The organism is Rummeliibacillus sp. G93 (assembly GCF_023515935.1).
In the GTDB taxonomy this organism is placed as follows: Bacteria; Bacillota; Bacilli; order Bacillales_A; family Planococcaceae; genus Rummeliibacillus; species Rummeliibacillus stabekisii.
The window spans coordinates 1,000,083-1,022,888 of sequence record NZ_CP097314.1 but is presented as its reverse complement, the minus strand read 5'-3'; the positions used below and the strand labels follow the sequence as shown (position 1 = coordinate 1,022,888).

General features: G+C 37.8%; 23 protein-coding genes. All 23 read right to left on the bottom strand.

Annotated features, from left to right (window positions below; genetic code table 11):
• Position 1: 1 nt before the first annotated feature.
• The 23 genes from fliJ to rplS all read right to left on the bottom strand — a co-directional run bounded on the left by fliJ (position 2) and on the right by rplS (position 22,717).
• A complete protein-coding gene (gene fliJ, locus M2M59_RS05050; RefSeq protein ID WP_066785603.1) occupies positions 2 to 451 on the bottom strand; it encodes a flagellar export protein FliJ in 450 nt (149 codons plus the stop codon).
• On the bottom strand, positions 452 to 1,777 hold the full coding sequence (gene fliI, locus M2M59_RS05045) for a flagellar protein export ATPase FliI (protein ID WP_147194150.1): 1,326 nt from the start codon (positions 1,775 to 1,777) through the stop codon (positions 452 to 454).
• Between the two features lie 3 nt (positions 1,778 to 1,780).
• Positions 1,781 to 2,557, bottom strand: a complete 777-nt coding sequence (fliH, locus tag M2M59_RS05040; RefSeq protein WP_249775682.1) for a flagellar assembly protein FliH — start codon at positions 2,555 to 2,557, stop codon at positions 1,781 to 1,783.
• The gene (gene fliG, locus M2M59_RS05035) at positions 2,541 to 3,554 is read right to left on the bottom strand and encodes a flagellar motor switch protein FliG (RefSeq protein ID WP_066785597.1); all 1,014 of its coding nucleotides are present in this window, start codon (positions 3,552 to 3,554) and stop codon (positions 2,541 to 2,543) included. The genes fliH and fliG overlap by 17 nt, the downstream gene beginning before the upstream one ends.
• A 15-nt stretch (positions 3,555 to 3,569) precedes the next feature.
• Positions 3,570 to 5,168: a flagellar basal-body MS-ring/collar protein FliF gene (gene fliF, locus M2M59_RS05030; protein WP_249775681.1), complete on the bottom strand. Its 1,599-nt coding sequence runs from the start codon at positions 5,166 to 5,168 to the stop codon at positions 3,570 to 3,572.
• Positions 5,169 to 5,225: 57 nt separating this feature from the next.
• Positions 5,226 to 5,531, bottom strand: a complete 306-nt coding sequence (gene fliE, locus M2M59_RS05025) for a flagellar hook-basal body complex protein FliE (protein WP_147194156.1) — start codon at positions 5,529 to 5,531, stop codon at positions 5,226 to 5,228.
• Between the two features lie 23 nt (positions 5,532 to 5,554).
• Positions 5,555 to 6,010 carry a flagellar basal body rod protein FlgC gene (gene flgC / locus M2M59_RS05020; RefSeq protein WP_249775680.1) on the bottom strand — a complete coding sequence of 152 codons (456 nt, stop codon included), beginning with the start codon at positions 6,008 to 6,010 and terminating at the stop codon, positions 5,555 to 5,557.
• 2 nt (positions 6,011 to 6,012) lie between these two features.
• On the bottom strand, positions 6,013 to 6,405 hold the full coding sequence (gene flgB, locus M2M59_RS05015; RefSeq protein ID WP_147194160.1) for a flagellar basal body rod protein FlgB: 393 nt from the start codon (positions 6,403 to 6,405) through the stop codon (positions 6,013 to 6,015).
• Positions 6,406 to 7,000: 595 nt separating this feature from the next.
• The gene (gene codY / locus M2M59_RS05010) at positions 7,001 to 7,780 is read right to left on the bottom strand and encodes a GTP-sensing pleiotropic transcriptional regulator CodY (protein ID WP_147194162.1); all 780 of its coding nucleotides are present in this window, start codon (positions 7,778 to 7,780) and stop codon (positions 7,001 to 7,003) included.
• Positions 7,781 to 7,864: 84 nt separating this feature from the next.
• A complete protein-coding gene (gene hslU / locus M2M59_RS05005) occupies positions 7,865 to 9,256 on the bottom strand; it encodes an ATP-dependent protease ATPase subunit HslU (RefSeq protein ID WP_249775679.1) in 1,392 nt (463 codons plus the stop codon).
• The gene (gene hslV, locus M2M59_RS05000) at positions 9,253 to 9,801 is read right to left on the bottom strand and encodes an ATP-dependent protease subunit HslV (RefSeq protein ID WP_066785582.1); all 549 of its coding nucleotides are present in this window, start codon (positions 9,799 to 9,801) and stop codon (positions 9,253 to 9,255) included. Before hslV ends, hslU begins: the two co-directional genes overlap by 4 nt.
• Before the next feature lie 18 nt (positions 9,802 to 9,819).
• On the bottom strand, positions 9,820 to 10,719 hold the full coding sequence (gene xerC, locus M2M59_RS04995) for a tyrosine recombinase XerC (RefSeq protein WP_066785580.1): 900 nt from the start codon (positions 10,717 to 10,719) through the stop codon (positions 9,820 to 9,822).
• A gap of 256 nt (positions 10,720 to 10,975) precedes the next feature.
• Positions 10,976 to 12,286 carry an FADH(2)-oxidizing methylenetetrahydrofolate--tRNA-(uracil(54)-C(5))-methyltransferase TrmFO gene (trmFO, locus tag M2M59_RS04990; protein ID WP_147194167.1) on the bottom strand — a complete coding sequence of 437 codons (1,311 nt, stop codon included), beginning with the start codon at positions 12,284 to 12,286 and terminating at the stop codon, positions 10,976 to 10,978.
• 30 nt (positions 12,287 to 12,316) lie between these two features.
• A complete protein-coding gene (topA, locus tag M2M59_RS04985) occupies positions 12,317 to 14,392 on the bottom strand; it encodes a type I DNA topoisomerase (protein WP_147194169.1) in 2,076 nt (691 codons plus the stop codon).
• Between the two features lie 91 nt (positions 14,393 to 14,483).
• A complete protein-coding gene (gene dprA, locus M2M59_RS04980) occupies positions 14,484 to 15,380 on the bottom strand; it encodes a DNA-processing protein DprA (protein ID WP_147194171.1) in 897 nt (298 codons plus the stop codon).
• A gap of 68 nt (positions 15,381 to 15,448) precedes the next feature.
• A complete protein-coding gene (gene sucD, locus M2M59_RS04975; RefSeq protein WP_066785379.1) occupies positions 15,449 to 16,351 on the bottom strand; it encodes a succinate--CoA ligase subunit alpha in 903 nt (300 codons plus the stop codon).
• Positions 16,352 to 16,367: 16 nt separating this feature from the next.
• Positions 16,368 to 17,528, bottom strand: a complete 1,161-nt coding sequence (sucC, locus tag M2M59_RS04970) for an ADP-forming succinate--CoA ligase subunit beta (protein ID WP_066785376.1) — start codon at positions 17,526 to 17,528, stop codon at positions 16,368 to 16,370.
• A 165-nt stretch (positions 17,529 to 17,693) separates the two neighbouring features.
• The gene (locus M2M59_RS04965) at positions 17,694 to 17,990 is read right to left on the bottom strand and encodes an EscU/YscU/HrcU family type III secretion system export apparatus switch protein (RefSeq protein ID WP_249775678.1); all 297 of its coding nucleotides are present in this window, start codon (positions 17,988 to 17,990) and stop codon (positions 17,694 to 17,696) included.
• Entirely contained in the window at positions 17,987 to 19,912 is a 1,926-nt protein-coding gene (locus M2M59_RS04960; RefSeq protein WP_249775677.1) for a hypothetical protein, read from the bottom strand. Before M2M59_RS04960 ends, M2M59_RS04965 begins: the two co-directional genes overlap by 4 nt.
• A 6-nt stretch (positions 19,913 to 19,918) precedes the next feature.
• On the bottom strand, positions 19,919 to 20,692 hold the full coding sequence (locus M2M59_RS04955) for a ribonuclease HII (RefSeq protein ID WP_249775676.1): 774 nt from the start codon (positions 20,690 to 20,692) through the stop codon (positions 19,919 to 19,921).
• Between the two features lie 88 nt (positions 20,693 to 20,780).
• The gene (gene ylqF, locus M2M59_RS04950) at positions 20,781 to 21,644 is read right to left on the bottom strand and encodes a ribosome biogenesis GTPase YlqF (RefSeq protein ID WP_066785368.1); all 864 of its coding nucleotides are present in this window, start codon (positions 21,642 to 21,644) and stop codon (positions 20,781 to 20,783) included.
• A gap of 12 nt (positions 21,645 to 21,656) precedes the next feature.
• Entirely contained in the window at positions 21,657 to 22,226 is a 570-nt protein-coding gene (lepB, locus tag M2M59_RS04945; protein ID WP_066785366.1) for a signal peptidase I, read from the bottom strand.
• Between the two features lie 146 nt (positions 22,227 to 22,372).
• A complete protein-coding gene (gene rplS / locus M2M59_RS04940) occupies positions 22,373 to 22,717 on the bottom strand; it encodes a 50S ribosomal protein L19 (RefSeq protein ID WP_066785363.1) in 345 nt (114 codons plus the stop codon).
• Between the last annotated feature and the right edge of the window lie 89 nt (positions 22,718 to 22,806).

The window sequence follows — 22,806 nt, the reverse complement described above, 5'->3', positions numbered from 1 at the left end:
TTCACCTGATTTCTTTGTTGTAATAAGCTATTGAAGATAGCTCGTCCAACTGAATTAACTCTAGACGATCTTGTTCTTTCATATAACTGCGATAATCTTTTTCTTTCATTTTTTCATATTTTCGATATTCTAAAGATGTTTCTAATAATTTATCTTTATGCCATTCCATTTTTGAACGGGCAAGTACAACTTTCTGTTGGGTCTCAGCAATTGAACGTTCGATACTTTCCAAAAACTTTGTATGATGGCGCATTTCATTAATACTTGCGCCACTTAAAAGTTTTTTTTCATGGTACTCTATTAAATCCTCTTTCTTCTTTAAAAGTGTATATAATTTTGTAGCTATATCTTCAAATGACTTCTGCGCATCTTTAAAGGCAATTTCTGTTTGGTTTTTTTCTTGCTGTTTTACTGTCATTACTTTATCAAAACGATATTGATAAGCTTGCATCTACCTTGCACCGCCATTCGATAGTTTCACTAATTCTCCTACACTGTCTTCCATGCTGATTTTATCCATAAACCCTTGTTTTAAATAAGAGGTAATCAGAGGCTCATTGTAAATCGCTTCGTCGATTTCTCTAGAAGTACCTTTTTTATAAGCGCCAATATTGATTAAGTCTTCTGATTTATCATAAGTAAAATAAAGTTCTCTGATATGTTCTGCAGCTTTTACATGTTCTTTATCTGCAATATGATTCATTAAGCGACTTACACTTTTCAACACATTAATTGCTGGGTATTGTCCTTTATTTGCCAAAGCCCTGTCCAAAACAATGTGACCGTCTAAAATCCCTCGCACCGTATCGGCAATTGGCTCATTCATATCATCACCATCAACTAGCACGGTATAAAACGCTGTAATAGAGCCAAATTCATTAGTTCCTGTCCGTTCAAGCAATTTAGGTAGAATAGCAAAGACAGACGGCGTGTAACCTTTTTGTGCAGGTGGTTCACCTGTAGCTAGTCCTATTTCCCGCTGTGCCATCGCCACTCGTGTAACAGAGTCCATCATGAGCATGACGCTCATCCCCTTATTACGAAAATATTCTGCAATAGCTGTTGCGGTAAATGCGCCTTTGATACGCATCAACGCTGGCTGATCTGATGTTGCAGCAATTACAATTGACCGCTTTAGTCCTTCCGGTCCTAAATCTCGCTCAATAAACTCCCTTACTTCACGACCTCGTTCTCCAATTAATGCAATAACGTTTAGATCCGCTTTTGTATTTCTTGCAATCATACCGAGCAATGTGGACTTACCTACACCAGAACCAGCAAATATGCCCACTCTCTGTCCTTTTCCAACTGTTAGCATCCCATCAATTGCTTTTACGCCTACTTCCAATGTTTCATTGATAGGTGGCCTAGTTAAAGGATTAGGGGGATCTTCTTCCGTTGGAACTGACGACAGCCCCTTCGGCAATTTTGCCCCATCTATTGGACGACCCATGGAATCTAACACCTTGCCAATCAATTCTGGCCCTACTTTTATTTCAAGTGGTGCATTTGTTCCTTCAACTAAACAGCCTATCGAAATTTCACGAAGTGACGTGTATGGCATTAATACTACAATTTCATCTTTAAACCCGACTACTTCAGCAAGAATTTCTTGATGTCCATGTTTCACAGTATTTACATGAATTTTACATACATCACCTATAGAACTTTCAGGTCCTTGTGATTCAATCATTAAGCCAACAACACGTGTAACCCTTCCAAACTTTTTAAAGGTTTGAATTCCAGATATATGTTTCATTAAATCTGCTGCTTTCATGAATCAATCCACACTTTCTAAGATTTCTACAAGTTTAAGTCTCAGCTCGTTTAATTGTTGATCAATGCCTACCATAATTCTTCCGTGATTTGTTTCAATATAAGAATCTGTATTAGCAAGATCCTCATCAACAAATACCATGACAGGAACCCCTACAGGAAACATGGCTTTTAGCTCGTCTATATGTGCAGATACCAATTCGTAATATGCTAAAGATGTATAGATTTTAATTTCTTTCATCTCTCTCGCTTCTTTTAAGCCTCTGCGTACTATATCCATATAACGTTCTTCATTTTCCTCTAGTACAGTTCCTAAAATCTTTTCTGCAGCATTAATTGCGATATTCAAGATAACAGCTTCCTGTTCTTGTAAATATTGCTGTGCATGTGATTTTGCTTGGAGTACAGTATCATTCGCCAATTGAATAGCTTCACTCATATTAGATTCAGCTTTCAAACGGCCTTCTTCAATACCTTGCTGAAAGCCCTCTTCATATGCTTGTTGCTGCAATTCCATCTTTTCTTGTTCCCAGTTTGCTTTTGCATCTTCTATCTCTTGTTGTGCAACTAATCGAAACTGCTCAAACATCTCTCTTTCTCGCTCAATTTCTTGGCGTGCGTTATCCAGGAGACGTTCTCTTTCTTCAAATAGACTTTCAGGAGTAACTTCTATATTCTCTGTGCTTTGATGTGTAAACAAGTCTTTAATTTCAATTGTGCGGAACATTTCTTTAGAGCTTTCAGGATTGTCAAAACGAATAATTTTAGACAATAACGTCATCTCCTCCACCACGTGCGACAATTATTTCTCCTGCATCTTCTAATCGTCTAATCACTGCAACAATTCGGGACTGCGCTTCTTCCACATCTCTTAACCGCACTGGCCCCATAACATCCATTTCCTCTTTAAATGTCTCTGCCATCCGCTGTGACATATTTTTAAAGATAATTTCTTTTACTTCGTCACTTGATACTTTTAATGAAAGAAGCAAATCTTCATTTTCACAATCGCGGATAACACGTTGAATGGAACGATTATCAAGCGTAACAATATCTTCGAATACAAACATGCGCTTTTTAATCTCTTCAGCAAGCTCTGGATCCTGGATTTCTAATGCATCCAAAATGGTTTTTTCGGTTTGACGATCTACACCATTTAAGACTTCTACTACAGCATCTACTCCACCTGTTTCCGTGTAGTCTTGCGTTACAGTTGAAGAAAGCTTCCGCTCAAGTACTGATTCAATCTCACTGATGACTTCCGGTGAGGTAGATTCCATTGTAGCAATACGCTTGGCAATATCTGCTTGAACTTCCTGTGGCAATGATGACAGTATCACTCCCGCTTGCTGTGGTTCTAAATAAGACAGAATTAATGCAATGGTTTGAGGGTGTTCATTTTGGATAAAGTTAAATATTTGAGCCGGATCCGTTCTTCTAGCAAAATCAAATGGTCTTACTTGAAGAGAAGATGTCAATCGATTAATAATCGCTTGTGCTTGGTCATTGCCCAGTGCTTTCTCTAAAACAGTTTTCGCATAGCCTATCCCGCCTTGGGATATATAATCTTGAGCTAACGCAATATTATGAAATTCTTCTATAATCTCTTCTTTTGCTTCTGGTTCCACTTTTTTTACGCTTGAAATTTCAAGTGTCAGCCTCTCAATTTCTTCTTCATTTAAATGTTTATAAACAGCAGCCGAAACCTCTGGTCCTAAGGAAATTAACAGGAGTGCTGCTTTTTGTTTTCCAGTTAAATCTTTATCTTTCTTGTTCACAGCTAATTCCCCCTATTAATCTTCCGTTATCCATGTTCTAAGCAATTTCGCAAATTCCTCCGGCTTGTCTTTCGCCATTCTTTCTAACTGTTTTCGACGTAATGTCGTTTCAGTTTCTTTTTCTTCAGATATATCGTCTACATCAATTTCCTCTTCATAGTAATCGTATTCTTCTTCCTCTTCCATCTGTCTTCTAGAACGTAAAATAAAGAAGACTAAAATGCCGATTGCAGCAAGAAGGATTCCGCCAATGACATAAACCCACCATGGAATTGAATTAGTTTGCGCTGTTGGAACAGTAGCTTTTCCATTCAATTTTTCCACAGCCACAATGACTTTTTCATTGATTTGCTGATTCGTTAATTCTCCCGCTTCATTCTTATCGATTGATGTCCGAACAATTGAAGCTAGCATATTTTTAATGTCGTCCTGCGTTGCGGCTGGCAATGATGTTGGGTCGCCTGCTTTTGGAGGTTCAACCATTACCTGAATTCCGATATCACGTATGCGATATGGGCTTTCTGTAATTTTTCTTTTGATACGATTTACTTCATAGTTGACAGTATCTTCGCTCTTTTCGTAGTCGCCGTTCCCATTGCTTGAAGATTGATAATCAGTAAAGTTATCTGTGTTGGAATCTCCTTCAGGTGTCCCGCCAGCTCCTGCGCCGTCTCCTGTATAAGTCTCGTTAATTTTTTGAGCACTAATTTGGATTCCGGCCATGTTGTCCTTATCAACGGGTTCTACTAAATTTTCTTCTCTGTTTTCCTGAGTAAAGTCGATATCAGTCGTAACGCTGACAGCTGCTTTGCCAGGACCCATCAACTGGCCTAACATGGTTTGGACTTGGCGCCCTAAATCACGTTCAATCTGTTTTTTGATTGCCAATTGTTTTGTCGCACCTGTAGCAGATAAACCATCACCACTATCTGCTGTTTCAGTACCAAGATCGTAGTATTCAAAGTACTGGTTAGTAATCACAATATTCTCAGGCTTTAAATTCGGTATACTTTTTGACGCTAGATTATAAAGTGTTTTAATTTCCGCTTCGGTAAATTGATATCCAGGTTCAGTATTTAATACAATAGATGCACTTGCCTCTTGCTGAGTATCGCTTACAAAAACACCTTTTTCTGGTAAATTAATCATCACTTTAGCATCTTTAACGCCCTTTACTTGCTTCATTAGATTTCCAAGCTCTGTTTGCATGGATGCAAGCTTAAGCATATTAAACTCATTATCTGTCATACCAAAGCCCGCATTTTGGGAGAAGAATGAATAGTCAATTTGCCCTGACTGAGGTAATCCTTGTGATGCCAAATCAACCTTTAAATCATCTACTTGATCTTTTGGCACTTCTATCGCTGTTCCACCATTAGTGACTTGAAATTTTACCCCATCAGAAGTTAATTGTTCTTTGATTTGACCGACTTCAGCAGCAGACAAATCTGAAAATAAAGGGGCATACGTTACTCTTGTAGCAAAGAAAGTAATAATTACAGCTATCATTAGCACAGCTAAAATAGAACCGATAATTGTACCTTTTTGTACTTTTGTTCTACTTTTCCAAAACTGACTGAAGTTAGTCTTAATTTTCGTTAATCTTTCATTCATTTTGATCCTCCGGTTATAGGTAATGTTTTTGTTTTCTCTCTCTAATAAACATTCCTATTAAACTGTCATTCGCATAATCTCTTGATACGCTTCTACTACTTTATTGCGAATTTGGAGGGCGGTGTTTAGTGTGATATTTGCCTTTTGAGCAGTAATCATTACATCATGAAGCTCTACATTTTCTCCATTGACAAGCCGATTCGTCATATTATCAGAAGCTACTTGACTATTATTCACAGCTGAGATTGCATCTTTTAAAACAGCACCAAAGTTTTCTTTCTCATTCGTTGACGTCTTTTCTATTGCTGTTTGAGACATAGCTGGCTGCACTGGCTGTGAAATAGAAACTTGAGAAATTGCCAATCTTTATCATCCTTCCTGGTTGATTATTTTCCTATCTCTAATGCTTTTGAAAGCATAGATTTATTAGCATTAAAAACCGTTACATTTGCTTCATACGAGCGTGTGGCTGAGATTAGATTCACCATTTCTTTTAATGGATCAATATTTGGCGTTTGAACATATCCTTCCTCATTTGCATCTGGGTTGGTTGGATCATATACAAGTTTATAAGGTGTCTTTGTATCTTCATTGATACTAGCTACTTTTACACCATTGCCTACTGTTTGATCAGATCCAACAGCTTTATTAAGGAAGTTAGAAAATGAATTTCCTTTTGGAACTAAAGTAACTGTTTTTCGCGTGTAAGGAACCCATTTGCCATCAACTTGTTTTGCTCTTGTTGTATCTACATTGGCCATATTGGATGAAATAGTATCCATTCTCAAACGCTGCGCAGTTAATGCAGATCCCGTTGTATCCATACTTTGGAATATTGACACGATTAATTGCCTCCCTTAATAACTGTCAGAAGCGAATTTAATTTGCCATTTTCGCGTTCAATTAGTGTATTGTAAAAAATACTATTCTCTGCTAGACTCGCTTGTTCTTTATCCATATCAACACTATTCCCATTATTTCTGTAGCTTAATTGTCTATTGTTCACTACACCTGGAGTTTGGTTTGTAGATTGGAAATCAAAATGTTTTGAGTCAGTCTTATTTGCCTGAATCGAAGAATTCTTCGCATCTTCTAGCATTTTGTGAAAACTTACATCCTTTGCTTTATAATTCGGCGTATCTACATTCGCAATGTTTTGAGCGATTGTTTTCTGTTTTAAACTTGCATATGATAACCCATTCTCAATATTAGAGAGGGTTCCGTCGAAAATACCCAATTCATTCACCTCAATTCGACTTTATTCGTCAAATTCAACTAATTTTCTGATGTTATAATTGTAATAAAGATGTTATAAAGTGTCTATCGAATTTATCATATTTTTAATAGGTTTAACAGACCATTTTTACTGGCAGAAAAATCTTCCCCATACAATAAACTTGATAAATGAAAGGTCTTATTACCTAAATCCTTTTTCACTATTTTAATAGTGTATATCTTTTAATACAGCAATTTTGGCAGAAAATATGTTTAATTGTATATAATTTTATAAATTTGCAAAGTATATATTACTATACCTTTTTTCCTAACGAAGAATATTATAAATGTTTTTCCTTATTTTTTCAATTGTCATATTCTTAATATTGCGAGCAATAAATTTATAAGACTGGTTGATAGCACATATTATACCATTTTAAGTTAATTTGGTGTATTTTTGCGAACTATGTATTTTAATTTGTCACATTCTGATAATCTTTTACGGTGGTTGTATCTTAATAGCGAAGAGAGAGAAGGTGTTTTGAGTATCCGGGAAGTAGTAGGGTAAATAAAAAAGCTGTTTTGTCCCCTGTTAAGGACAAAACAGCAATTTCAACTTATCTCATTTTGATTTCTGCTAAAGCATTTAGGAATTTGTTGTTTAGTACTTTAATATAAGTACCTTTCATACCTAAAGAACGTGACTCAATCACACCAGCTGATTCTAACTTACGCAATGCATTGACAATCACTGAACGTGTTATACCGACACGGTCAGCAATTTTAGAAGCAACTAGTAAACCTTCAGAGCCATCTAGTTCTTCAAAGATATGCTCGATCGCCTCAAGCTCACTGTAAGACAATGAATTGATCGCCATTTGAACAACCGCTTTGCTTCTAGCTTCTTCTTCAATTTCTTCTGCTTTTTCACGTAAGATTTCCATACCTACCACAGTTGCACCGTATTCAGCTAGGATCAAATCGTCGTCTTCAAACTTATCTTCAAGACGTGCTAAAACAAGTGTACCCAAACGTTCGCCGCCACCATTGATTGGCACGATTGTTGTGAGACCGGATTTAAAGATTTCTTGAGCTTCTACTGGGAATGCACTGTGCTCATCCGAGACACCTAGGTTCGAAGCTGTTTCAGAGAAGTCATATAACTTACGTGTATATTCTTCTGGGAATTGACGCTCTTCTAACATTTTTTTGAAACGTTCGTTTTCAATTTGTTGTTTTACACCAATACCCAACAATTTCCCTTTTCGGCTTACTATATATACGTTACTCTCAATAACTTCACCAAGTTCTTCTGCCATCTCTTTGAAGTTTACTTGTCTTCCTGCTGACGCTTGCAGCATAGAGTTAATTTTTCTTGTTTTTTCTAATAAATTCATTACGAATGTTCCTCCTGTAATTTTTACCTCATTTTTGAAATATTCAAAAGGTTTCAAATTTTGTGCAATACATTAGATTATATACTATAAAATAAATTGTGACAAATCTTTATTCTTGACAATTTCATTAAGTTTTTCGTCTACGTAATTTTCTGTAATTTCAATACGGGCCGGTGATATATCCGACGCTTCAAACGAAAGCTCTTCTAACAAACGTTCAAGGATTGTATGCAGACGTCTCGCTCCTATATTGTCTGAATCTTGGTTTATATTAGTGGCAATTTCTGCAATACGATCAATTGCTCCGTCTGTGAATGAAATTTCAATTTCCTCGGTAGCAAGAAGCGCTTCATACTGAAGAATTAACGAATGGTCTGGTTCTTTAAGAACCCGTATAAAATCTTCTTTCGTTAATTTTTCTAGCTCTACGCGAATTGGAAAACGCCCCTGCAATTCAGGTATTAAATCGGAAGGCTTTGACATATGAAAGGCTCCTGCCGCAATAAATAACATGAAATCTGTCCGTACTGGACCATATTTTGTATTCACGGTCGATCCTTCTACAATTGGTAAAATATCGCGTTGTACGCCTTCACGCGATACATTTGCGCTATTTCCTCCATTGCTTTTAGTAGCAACTTTATCAATTTCATCAATAAAGATAATACCTGTTTGTTCTGCCCGGTGGATGGCTTCTACCGCTACCTCATCGCTGTCAATCAATTTATTGGCTTCTTCGATGGTTAAAGCTCGTCTTGCATCTTTTACTTGTAAACGGCGCTTCTTTTTCTTTTGAGGCATTAAACTTGAGAGCATATCTCCCATATTTGTACCACCCATATCAAATCCACCTGGGATCATACCCATCATGCCTGTTTGCTGTTCAGTCACTTCTATCGTAACCCATTCGTTCTCTAATTTGCCGTTTCTTAAATCATCAGCAATTTGAGATCTTTTCAAACGTACTTGAGTATCTTCTTCCGGCTGATCGTCAGAAGCCTCCACTTTTTGGCCAAATAATGCCTCAAATGGGTTCGGGGTATTCTGTTTCTTTTTCATGCTAGGCACAAGTAGTTTAACGATTTGATCATTTGCCAATCTTTCAGCCTGTTCTTTCACTTCTTCTTGTTTTTCTTCTTTTACAAGTCGATTAGAGATTTCGACTAAATCTCTTACCATTGATTCAACGTCTCGTCCAACATAACCCACTTCGGTAAATTTTGTAGCCTCTACTTTTAAAAACGGAGCTTTTACCAAGCGTGCGATTCTTCTTGCGATTTCTGTTTTTCCGACACCTGTTGGTCCGATCATTAAAATATTCTTTGGAATGACTTCATTCTTCATTTCATCCGGCAATAACTGTCTACGATATCTGTTACGAAGCGCAACTGACACTGCTCTTTTGGCTTGTTCTTGACCAACAATATAACGATTCAAATAGTCCAACATTTCTCTTGGCGTTTTTTGTAATGTCATTCGCTTAAGTCCTCCACAATAATATTATGGTTTGTAAATACACAAATATCTGCCGCAATTTCAAGCGATGCTTTTGCAATATCATGTGCAGTTAATGTATCCCCTGCATATTGCTTTAATGCCCTGCCTGCAGATAAAGCATAATTTCCGCCTGAGCCAATCGCTAAAATACCATCATCCGGTTCGATTACTTCACCTGAACCTGATACAAGCAATAATGTTTCGTTATTCATGACAAGGAGCAAAGCTTCAAGCTTTTGCAGCATTTTGTCTCCGCGCCATTGCTTAGCTACTTCAACAGCTGCACGCTGTAGATTGCCGTTGTATTCCATTAACCGACTTTCAAACATTTCAAACAACGTAAAAGCATCAGCAACAGAGCCTGCAAAGCCTGCAAGAACTTTTCCGTTATATAAACGACGCACCTTTTTGGCAGTATGTTTCATTACAACAGAATTTCCTAATGTGACTTGGCCATCGCCTGCCATGGCACTAGCCCCTTTATGTTGTATAGCGAATATTGTGGTTGCATGCAAATCCATCAAAAAACCTCCTTCAAAATTTTACGCTCGTGGATGAGCATTTATATACGTATTTCGTAAATGTTCTTTCGTTACATGCGTATAAACTTGAGTAGAAGATAAACTGGAATGGCCTAAAAGCTCCTGGACCGTTCGGAGATCAGCTCCGTTATTTAATAAATGTGTAGCAAAAGTATGTCTAAGCATATGCGGATGAATCGTTGTATGTAGTTCTGCTTTTGCAATCATCTCATTTAATATATAGCGTATTCCTCTTGAAGTGATTGCCCCTCCGCGCAGATTCACAAACACAAAATTGTGTTTATTCGACTTCATTAGCGCAGAACGCGCTTCTTCAATATATCGTGTTAGTGAATGTCCTGCATATTCACCGAAAGGAACATAGCGCTCTTTTCTACCTTTCCCCATCACTCTAATGATATTTAAGGAAAAGTCAATGTCTTTTATTTGTAGAGAAGTCAACTCGCTCACACGGATACCAGTAGCATAGAGTAGCTCTAGGATAGCCATATTGCGTAGAGATTTCCGATCTTCACCTTCATTGGCTTGGAATAATTGAGAAAGTTCTTCTTCATAAAAAAAGTGAGGGAGCCTTTTTTCCTTTTTGGGGTGATATAGCGCTTGGAATGCTACATCATCAATTTCATATTCTTTATTTAAAAATCTAAAGAAAGAACGGATTGATGATATCTTTCTAGAGACGGTGGTTCTTGCTTTTTTTTCTTCATACAATTTTGTTATATAAAGCCTTGCATGAACGTATTCAACTTGAGTCAATTCTTTTACATCTTCAGTATGAAGAAACGAAAAAAACTCTAGCAAATCTGTTCGATATTCTTGGACTGTTAACGGCGAATAATTCTTTTCAAGCTGTATATATGTCATAAATTGTTCAAGTGCATCATCAAACTGTAGGTTCATTTAAACACTCCAAACTAAAGCTTTCTTTTGTATTCTCCCACTGTCATTGAATTAAATAAAGCAAGAACACTTTTTAACAACTTAGAATATGGAAATTTTCAGTAGATTTATGGCGTTTTTGTGTCCAAAATGGATCTTTTAATAGTATGCCTAAAATTGGAATAGATTAACCTTAAATAAGAAAAAAACAAAAAAATATTGACAAAGCAAAAAGCCCTTAAAAGTATATCAACAATTAAGGACTTTAGCAAACTAATTATAATGTATTTAATTCTTTGAATTGTTTTAGCGCTGCTAGTGCACGTTCCGCATGTTTCTCTCCGCGTTCCTGCTTCGATTTAATCTTTTCTCCTAGTGGAGGGAATAAACCAAAGTTAACATTCATTGGTTGGAAATGCTTAGCATCAGTCTCTGTTATATAACGAGCCATACTACCAAGTGCAGTTTCAGATGGGAATATACACAAGTCCTGTTGCTGTGCTAACCGAGCAGCATTAATACCTGCAATGAGTCCGCTCCCCGCTGATTCTACATATCCTTCTACCCCTGTCATTTGACCTGCAAAGAACAAAGTAGGACGTGCTTTTAATTGATACGTCTTTGCCATCGCTTTAGGAGAATTAATAAATGTATTTCGATGCATAACACCATACCGTACAATTTCCAAGTTTTCTAAGCCTGGAATCATACTAAACACTTCTTTTTGAGCTCCCCATTTTAAATGCGTTTGGAACCCTACCAGGTTATAAAGTGTTCCTGCTGCATCATCTTGGCGAAGTTGGACTACTGCAAAAGGTCTTTTTCCTGTCTTTGGATCTTCTAACCCTACAGGTTTCATTGGACCAAACAGCATAGTTTTAGGTCCACGTTCAGCCATTACTTCAATAGGCATACAACCTTCAAAGTATTTTTCTTTTTCAAATTCATTTAGTGGTGCTTTTTCTGCATCTACTAAAGCTTTTTGGAAAGCATAGAATTCCTCTTCTGTCATAGGACAGTTTAGATATGCTGCTTCCCCTTTATCATAGCGAGATTTCAAATAAACTTTATCCATATTGATGCTCTCTTTTTCAATAATAGGAGCTGCTGCATCATAAAAGTATAAATATTCTTCGCCTGTTAATTCTTTAATTTTATCCGCAAGTGCTGGGGATGTTAATGGTCCAGTTGCGATAACAGTAATCCCCTCAGGAATCTCTGTTACTTCTTCATTCACCACTTCAACAAGCGGATGATTTTTCACCTTTTCCGTTATATAACCAGAAAATTCATGGCGGTCAACAGCTAGTGCACCACCTGCTGGTACTGAGCATTGGTCTGCTGCTTCAATAATAATTGAATCTAGTTGGCGCATTTCTTCTTTAATAACGCCAACAGCATTTGTAAGATTATTTGCACGCAATGAATTGCTGCAAACAAGTTCTGCAAATTTATCCGTGTGGTGGGCTGGTGTTTGTTTCACAGGACGCATTTCAAAAAGACGGACGTTAATACCTCTTTTCGCAATTTGCCATGCTGCTTCACTTCCTGCTAAACCCGCTCCAATAACATTCACAATTGTTGTCATAACTCTCTTTACCTGCTTTCTAATAGTGCATCATTGTGTAGGTTGTTCCTTGTAGTCGCAATTTGTACATTGGACTTGAATACCCTTTTTAATCTTTTTCTCCACCAATAATTCATTACATTTTGGACAAGGGCGATTAATTGGCTTATCCCAAGAGACAAAATCACAATCTGGATAGCGGTTACATCCATAAAAAATCCGCTTTGTTTTACTCTTTCTTTCAACAATCTCGCCCTCTTTACATTTAGGGCATTTGACTCCGATCTCTTTCACAATAGCTTTAGTATTCCGACAATCTGGGAAATTGCTACAAGCCATAAACTTGCCATATCGTCCTAGCTTAAAGACCATTGGCGAGCCGCAAACTTCACAATCTTCGCCAGCAGGTTCATCTTTTATTTCAACTTTTTCCATCGCAATTTCTGCATGCTGTAGATCTTTCTCGAATTTACGGAAAAAGTCATCGATAATTTTTTTCCATTTTACATCGCCATCTTCTATACTGTCTAAATCTTTTTCCATTTGAGCAGTGAATTCAATATTAATGATATCAGGGAAAAATTCTAGTACGAGTGAATGTACTATTTCCCCAAGCTCAGTTGGCACAAAGCGTTTTGCTTCTAACGTTACATATCCCCGCTTTTGAATTGTATCTAATGTAGGGGCGTATGTTGAAGGACGGCCGATCCCTAGTTCTTCTAACGTTTTTACAAGCCTTGCTTCAGAAAAACGTGGAGGAGGCTGCGTAAAATGTTGTTTTGGATTTATTTCTAGACTCTTAACCACGTCTCCCTTTTCAAGCGGCGGCAGTAGTTTGTCTTTTTCTTCTTTCTGGTCGTCTGATCCTTCTATATAAAGCTTCATAAAACCAGGGAATTTCACATTGGAGCCTGAAGCTCTAAAAATAACATCGCCATTTTGCAAATCTGCCGTAACTGTATCTAAAATAGCAGGAGCCATTTGACTTGCTACAAAGCGATCCCAAATCAAACGATACAATCTTAATTGATCTCGTGACAATACTGTTTTAAGTTGATCTGGATGACGCATAGTGCTTGTTGGGCGGATTGCCTCATGCGCATCTTGCGCTTTTTCTGACTTCTTCGCCTGTTGATTGATCGGCGTTGTATATTCATTTCCATAAGTTTGATCAATATATTGGAAGGCTTCTTTTTTAGCCGTCTCTGAGATACGAGTTGAATCTGTTCTCATATATGTAATCAAACCGACTGTACCTTCTTTACCAACATCAATACCTTCATATAATTGTTGTGCTAGCATCATTGTTTTTCTTGCTCTAAAGTTTAGCTTTCGAGCTGCTTCTTGTTGCAGTGATGAGGTAGTGAAAGCAGGTGAAGGATTTCGTTTTCTTTCTCGTTTAACTACTTTAATAATTTCAAAGTCTTCACCATTTAGTTTCGCTAAAATTGCTTCAACTTCTTCTTTATTTTTTAATTTAATTTTTTCTTTGGCATTACCATAAAAGAGTGCATCAAAAGGTTTTTTTCCTTTTTGGAAATTACCTTCGATTGTCCAGTATTCTTCAGGCTGGAAATTTTTAATTTCATTCTCACGATCAATAATAAGCCTTAATGCAACTGATTGTACACGTCCTGCTGATAAACCCTTTTTGACTTTCTTCCATAATAAAGGGCTAATGTTGTAACCTACGAGACGGTCTAGTATTCTGCGTGCTTGTTGCGCATCTACTAAATCAATATCAATTGGTCTAGGATGTTTAAATGATTCTTTTATTGCATCCTTCGTTATTTCATTAAATACTACTCTGCAGTCTGATTCGATATCAATATTTAAAGCTTGCGCTAAGTGCCATGCAATCGCTTCACCCTCACGATCGGGATCGGCTGCTAGATAGATTTTTTTTGCTTTTTTCGCAGCTGATTTTAAATCCTGCAGTACAGGGCCTTTACCGCGAATCGTAATATATCTAGGCTCATAATTATTTTCAGTATCAATACCCATCTGACTGCGTGGAAGATCTCGCACATGACCAATTGATGCTTTTACTTTATATTTTTTTCCTAAGTAACGTTCAATTGTCTTCGCTTTTGCAGGAGATTCCACTATCACTAAATAATCCGACATATAAGTTCCCCCTTAGAGAGGCTGTTTAAGTTTTCAAAAGAAATACCTGTTGCAAAATGTATAACAGAAAATCAAATTTTGCAACCATTTTTCATTTCGAATGTAAAAATTCTTCTAATTCTTCTATTATTTGATAGCCGTTCCATATAGGTTTAGCTCCTTCTGCAATCAGTTTGTGTGGCCCTTTTGAAAGTGGATTTGTAATATCGCCTGGCACAGCAAAAATTGTTTTGCCATTTTCTAATCCATGATCAATTGTGCTTAAAGTACCGCTTTTTTCAGCCGCTTCTGTTACCACTATTCCCGTCGATAAACCGCTAATAATTCGATTACGCATAGGAAAATGCCATTTTTGCGGCTTGACGTATGGTGGATATTCGCTTATAAGCAGCTGATTTATTTCCATTTGCTCAGCAAGTTTTTTATTTTCTTTAGGATATAAATGAAATAATCCATGTCCAAGTACCCCTACTGTTTTTCCAGAAAAACGAATAGTTGTTTCATGTGCCTTGCGGTCAGCACCTTTTGCCAAACCACTGACAATGACAAACTCATGCTCTATTAATGGCGGCACGATGAAGTTTAATACCTTATCTGTATAAGTAGTAGCATTTCTTGCTCCTATAATAGCTATCTTTCGTTTATTCTCTAAAATTGCAGAGTCGCCTTTTGTATAAAGTACTACTGGCGGGTCATATAATGCAAGTAATCTGGTGGGGTATAAGGGATGATTAAAAGGTATGGGGATAATTTTATGTGCTTTGTATGCTTGTAGGAGTGGGGTCTCCAACGTTTTTAAATAATTTTTTTGCAATTTTTGAGCTTTATCGACAGAGATATTTAATAGGATGGCTAATTCAGATGCTTCAGTATGCCCAATTCTCTCTAAATTTGGATCTCTTTGAAGAAGTGATGAAAGCCTGTTTAGGGGAACAGGGAACACATAATGCAATGCTAGTATTCTTTCAGAAAAGGTCAAATGACTCATGACCTTCCTCCCTTCACATTGAAATGAAAAAGTGTAGCACTTTAGAGTGCTACACTACACTATACATATTAATGGGTTTTGCACTTATCGTACAAGCCTTTTTCTTTAATAACACGGATAAATGTTTCGCCGATTACAGCTGGTGTTTCAGCTACTTCAATACCGCACTCTCTCATTGTTTTGATTTTTTCAGCAGCTGTTCCTTTACCGCCAGAAATAATAGCGCCGGCATGGCCCATACGTTTTCCTGGAGGTGCTGTTTGGCCACCGATAAATCCAACTACTGGTTTCGTCATGTTGGCTTTAACCCATTCAGCAGCTTCTTCTTCAGCAGTACCGCCGATTTCACCAATCATGATTACGCCATATGTGTCTGGATCTGCTTCAAACTCTTTTAATACATCGATAAAGTCCGTACCATTGACAGGGTCCCCACCAATACCAACAGCAGTAGATTGACCAATGCCCTCTACTGTTAATTGATGAACAGCTTCATAAGTCAATGTACCAGAACGAGAAACAACGCCTACATGGCCTTTTGTATGAATATAGCCAGGCATGATACCAATTTTACACTCATCCGCTGTGATAACACCTGGGCAGTTTGGTCCGATTAAACGTGTTTTCTTGCCTTCCATATAACGTTTAACTTTAACCATATCAAGTACTGGAATATGTTCAGTGATACAGATAACCATGTCTAATTCGGCATCTACCGCTTCTAGAATAGCATCTGCCGCAAATGGAGCAGGTACATAAATTACAGATACATTTGCACCTGTATTTTCTACTGCATCGCTAACCGTATTAAATACAGGAACCCCTTCAACTGTAGTGCCACCTTTACCAGGAGTTACACCAGCTACGATCTTTGTGCCATACTCAAGCATTTGTTTTGTATGGAAAAGAGCTGTCGAACCTGTAATGCCTTGTACCAATACTTTTGTATCTTTGTTGATGTAAATACTCATCCCGATTCCGCCTTTCTTAACCTACAAGTTCCACAATTTTTTGAGCGCCATCAGCCATTGAATCTGCTGCAACAATATCTAAGCCTGATTCATTTAATAATTTTTTGCCTAGTTCTACGTTTGTACCCTCAAGTCTTACTACTAGAGGTACCTTTAGACCTACTTCTTTGGCTGCAACAATGACACCTTCAGCGATTACGTCACACTTCATAATACCGCCGAAAATATTGACAAAGATCCCTTTAACATTCGGATCTGAAAGGATAATTTTAAATGCCTCTGTTACTTTTTCAGCTGTTGCACCGCCCCCAACATCCAGGAAGTTTGCGGGTCTTCCGCCGTAAAAGCTGATTGTATCCATAGTAGACATAGCAAGTCCTGCCCCATTTACCATACAACCAATATTGCCATCAAGTGTAACATAGTTTAAGTCATACTTTGATGCTTCGATTTCTTTTTGGTCTTCTTCATCAAAATCGCGCAATTCGACAACATCTTTATGGCGATACAATGCATTGTCGTCGAAGTTGAATTTGGCATCAAGTGCCATTACTTCTCCGTCTCCTGTAACAGCAAGCGGGTTAATTTCTAAGATGGAAGCATCTTTATCTGTAAACGCTTTATATAAACCTAACATTAAATTAGCAGTTTTATTGATTAACTTAGTAGGGATATTCATATTAAAAGCAAGGCGTCTAGCTTGGAAGCCTGTTAAACCTACTACTGGATCGATAACTTCTTTAAATATTTTTTCTGGTGTTTCTTCAGCAACTTCCTCGATATCCATACCACCTGCTTCAGATCCCATTAATGTTACGCGAGAAGTCGCACGATCAACTAAAAGACTTACATAGTATTCTTTTTGAATATCTGAACCTGCCTCTATGTATAGGCGTTTTACTTCTTTTCCTTCTGGGCCGGTTTGATGTGTTACAAGTACTTTGCCCAATAATTCTTTTGCGTAAGAGCGAACCTCATCTAAGTTTTTCGCAATCTTTACACCGCCAGCTTTACCGCGGCCGCCTGCATGAATTTGAGCTTTTACTACCGTAACTTTGGAATCTAATTCTTTCGCAATATTTACTGCTTCTTCTGGCGAGAAAGCAACCCGACCAGCAGGAACAGCTACCCCATATTTACGAAGAATCTCTTTCCCTTGATATTCGTGGATATTCATCCTTGTTCCTCCCAACTAAATTCCTTCATGTTCTCAAATACTAGTATTCTGAAATACAAGTTTATTGTATATAAATAAAACTATAATGTCCAGAGATTCTCTATTTTATGACATTTTTTATTTAAAAAATAACAATTTGTGCTACGAAAGAACAAAGAGATTTTATCACATTTTGTCGACTTTTGTCTTTTCATGGAGTTGATCTAACTGGTAAATAAATGCAAATACTTCTGCGACGGCTTGATAAAGTTCCTCTGGTATACTTTCATTGAGATCTAGCTGTCCCAATAATTGAACAAGTGACGGATCTTTTTGTATGGGAATGTGATTGGCTTCTGCCCGCTCTAAAATCTTTTCAGCAATTTGACCCTTCCCTTTTGCAATCACTTTAGGCGCATCTGCTTGGTTGGGATTATAAGTTAAGGCAACCGCTTCCTTACGCACACTTGGCTCTTTTGTCATATTTTGAAATCAACTCCCCTTTGTTCGGCATTTGAAGATTGGAAAAGATTGATGCTATTGCTTTTAGCTGTTTCCGGCTGGTCTTTGAAAATGAGACCGGACAGCTGGTAATCATGACGTGCTAGATTTTCTTTTAACAACGCTTTAAGGGGGGCTGCTAAGTTTTTTAGACCTTCGTTGTCATTGTAGATATTTATAGTTACTATCCTGCTTTGAACCTGCATGTCCACTACTGTTTCTTTTAATGAATGTAATTGCAAATAAAATAGGATGCGTGCAAAATCCGCATCAATCTTTCCATCTGCACCTTTCCGACCGCTCCACTGCAGTGTTGCCTCTGATTGCCTTCCTAAGAAATTAAGTGGTAATTGCATGATTAGCTGTTGCTCTGGCCCTAATTCAGTAGATAAATACTGCATTCCATCAAGCCTTGCTGACACTTGCTTTGCTAAATCTTTAGTTGCGTCAGATACCACTCCATTTTGCAAAAGCCCAATTAGTTGCGGTTTTAGTTGTTCAGCGAATTGGCGAATGTCAGATGAGGCGTCTGCTAATTTTGCTTCGTAACTTAGCCCTAGTCCCTTGAATAATTCCTTAATGGTCGCTTGAATAGCTTTACCGTTTAGATTATTTGCCAATTGATCCTCAGTCTCTTGTAGCATTCCTTTTAAATGTGTTGATTTCGACTCTAACGTATACTTTGTTAAATGGCTGAAAAGTTGTTCGGAATTATCCTCCTGTCCAAGCAATTGAAGCAGCTGGTGCTTAGCTGATGTGCCTTTATCATCTACTTCAAATGGTTTTACTATCGCGTTCTCACTAACAGCCTTTAACAATTGCTCTTGCAATTGAATTATGACAGCTTTAGTTTGGGCTATGTCTTTCGTTGATGTGGATTGTTGTGCCAATTGAATTAGGTTACTTTTTTGTTCTGTAGTAAGTAATGTATTCTTTTCAATGGCTGTTTGAATTTGCCCGATAAGCTGTCCCTTATCTTGGGTAGTCGGCTGCTGTTCTAGCGCCTGAAGCAGTTTCACTATTGTACGCAGCTCTATTGGCTGTTCCGTCTTGTTGTTTATGGGGTCGGAGGTTGCCCCACTGCTAGCCGGTTGTTGAAAAATCTCTTGCTGCCAATTGGACAACCTCGAATTTTGAGGTATTACTCCCACATCCTTCAACGCCTGCAAAATAGCCGCTTTATTTTCTGGCAACGTTTGCTCTGAAGATAAGGCTTCTACCATTTTCCCAAGCAGAATACCCCCTGTTTCCTTTAAAAGAGGATTGTTGATTTGTTCTAGCTGATTCAGTAGTTGATTTTTCATGCCCATGGAGATTGTCTCATCCGTTTTTACGACTTGCTGGAAGTTTTTCAACAGGTCTGCAAATCCATTTTTCATATTTCCTTCCAGGACAGCTTGAAATGTACCTTGTTGAATAGGCAGCTTATGTGCTATAAGCTTTTGGATAATTTGTAAAGCTTCCTTTGTCCCTAGATTATCCGGCAAATTTTTCAATAATTCCTCTGCTTGCAAAAAAAGTTCTTTTGACAGCGGCAAATTATTTTTGAGAAAAAATGAAGCTAGTTCTTTCAGAGAAGTTGTTTGATTTAATCCAAGTGCATTTAATAGCTGATCTGCTTGTTGAGTTAGTGGCATTGCAGATGTCATAGGGTTTGATATTACTTTTAATTGTAAATCTGGTTCAGTACCTGACACTTGAAAATAATGCGCATTGCCTGCCTGCAAAGGAATTTCTAATTTTGCGATTAACTTTTGGCCACCAATTTGAATTTCTGCCATTTGGTTAGGAAAAAGTTGTTTTATCGTACCATGGATTACCTGGCCTTGCTTAAGTGTGAGCGGCTGCTGGTTATTAACCATTGTTTGGCCCAATTGAACTGAGTTCAATGATGGATAATTCACTACACTTCACCCTTTCGTTAAAAGAATAGATTTAATCGGTTCAAATGTCTTTCGATGAATCGGTGTAGGACCATGTTGTTCTAATGCATCTATATGCTGCTTAGTACCATAACCTGCATGCTTTTCAAAGCCATAGAATGGGTACTTATCAGCCATTTCCTCCATGTAATGATCTCTTGCAGTCTTCGCTAATATGGATGCTGCTGCAATTGCCAAACTTTTGGCATCCCCTTTAATAATAGAAGCTTGTTCTATATCAATCGGCAAAGTCATGGCATCTGCCAGTACAAAATCGGGCTTTAACTGCAGCATTTCAACTGAGGACTTCATGGATTGTTTTGTCGCTTCATAAATATTAAGTTCATCAATAATATCAGCTGGTTGAAAGTGGATCGCTGTAGCTAATGCACACTCTTGAATTTTCTCTGCGAATTTCTCCCTGGCCTGCTTAGAAAGTTGCTTAGAATCGTTTAAGCCTATCAATGAGTCGCATTCATCTGGCAATATAACAGCTGCTGTTACTACCGGCCCTGCCAATGGTCCACGACCAGCTTCATCAATGCCTGCAATTAATGCCTGTTTATATGGCCTAAACGACTGGTCAAATGCTATTTTCTTTTGGTGCTCTTTAGCCAGTTCATTTTCTTTCTCTTTTCGTCGATACCATTGCTGCAAGGCTTTTTTGGCTCCTTGCCGTGGATCGTCTTTTAACTCTTCCATCCATTCCTGCCATTCAACAATAGTATCTAATTCTTCTTTAATATTTTTGATTGTTCTCATGTCTTGTTCTCCTAATCGTTATCTTATGTATCGGCTAAATCTATCAAAAATCCAGAAAAAAACCTTTTTTGCCTGTGGGCAAAAAAGGTTATGGTTTTGTTGCAAAATCTTCTACAAAATCGAAAGTCAGTTTACCAAGCTGCTGGCCCCTGATATCACGCACTATCAGCTCTGCTACTTGATCATAATCAATCTCGCCTCCGCTGATTATAACACGGCGTAACTTGCCGATATGATCAAAGGTTTTTACAATTTCATCATCCAATTGTGAAAGTTTATAGCGTTCTTCCATTCTTCCAGGATAATATTGATTTAAAAATTTCAAGCCATAAATCGCTAAGTCATCCATATTGGTAATAGCATCTTTAATCGCTCCAGTGAGCGCTAATTTATAGCCTACCTCTTGATCCTCAAACTTAGGCCAAAGAATCCCGGGAGTATCCAGCAACTCTAGTTCTTTTTCAACCTTAATCCATTGCTGCGATTTTGTAACGCCTGGGGTATTACCTGTTTTTGCAACGTTCTTCTTGGCTAGTCGGTTAATCAGCGTCGATTTTCCAACGTTCGGTATTCCAACTATCATAGCACGAATAGCGCGCGTTTTAAGGCCTTTTGCTCTCATTCTAGCCCATTTATCCGCCAACAGTTCTTGCGCCGCCTTTGTGACCTGTTTGAGCCCTTTACTATCTAATGAATTGATAGCTATTGCTTTTTGGCCCTGTTGTTCAAAAAATGACAGCCACTTTTTTGTTTGTGCTTCATCTGCCATATCTGCCTTGTTTAGAATAAGCAGCCTTGTTTTTTGGTGAATAACTTCGTCAAGCATAGGATTTCTAGAAGACATCGGAAGCCGCGCGTCAATTAATTCAAAAATAATATCAACAAGCTTTAGATTTTCTGTTACCTGCCTGCGCGCTTTGGCCATATGTCCAGGAAACCATTGAATCGTCAATTTGTTCACTCCTTATTTTACTTTGCCCATTTGATCGAGTGGCCAAAAGACAACGTTTGTTTTACCAATAATTTTGCTGATCGGTACAATGCCAATATGCCGGCTATCCTTACTATACCGTCTATTATCACCCATAACGAATACATAACCGTCCGGGATTGTATCACCTTTTGCATTAGGCGTATCCCTTAATGAGAAGTCCTCTGTTAAGGTTCCACCGTCCATGATTTCTTCTTTATATTTCTTTAAATATGGCTCGGCAATCTTTTTGCCATTTATATATAACTGATCATCTTTATACATTAATCGATCTCCAGGTAATCCAATAATACGTTTAATGTAATCTTTTTTCTCAGGAGCATGAAAGACAACAATATCGAAGCGATGAATATCACCAATATGGTAGCCAAACCGGTTGACAATCATACGATCTCCGTTTTCGAGTGTAGGCATCATTGATTCTCCGTCAACAACAATCGGTGTAAATAATAAATAACGGATACCTGCAGCCAGTACAAAGGCAATCACAAGTGCTTTTGTCCATTCCCACAACTCATTTTTTTCTTTTTTCTCTTTTTTCAAAAAGATGCCCCCTTGATATTAATCCAGAATATACATCTAGAGCGGTTTCACAAGCGTGCCCATTATATATCTATTGTACAGGGATTTGCCGTTTGAAGCAAAAAGAAAGAGAGCTAAAATGCAGCTCTCTTTTAACATATTTAAGCTTATCGAATTTCTTTAATACGAGCAGCTTTACCACGTAAATTACGTAGGTAGTACAATTTAGCGCGACGAACTTTACCGCGACGAGTAACTTCTAGTTTAGCGATTTTTGGAGTGTGTAATGGGAATGTACGTTCAACTCCAACGCCATAAGAGATTTTGCGAACTGTGAAAGTTTCGCTGATACCGCCACCACGACGTTTAATTACAACACCTTCGTATACTTGGATACGTTCGCGAGTACCTTCGACTACTTTAACGTCGATTTTTACTGTATCACCAGCACGGAATGCAGGGATGTCAGTACGAAGTTGATCTTTAGTGATTTCTGAAATAATGTTTGACATTGTTTTCTCTCCTTGGACAGATGCTCTTGCAGGTCACTTTGGTTGCTACAGCGGAACACCGTAATTCGGCATTTTCATAAAATGCATCT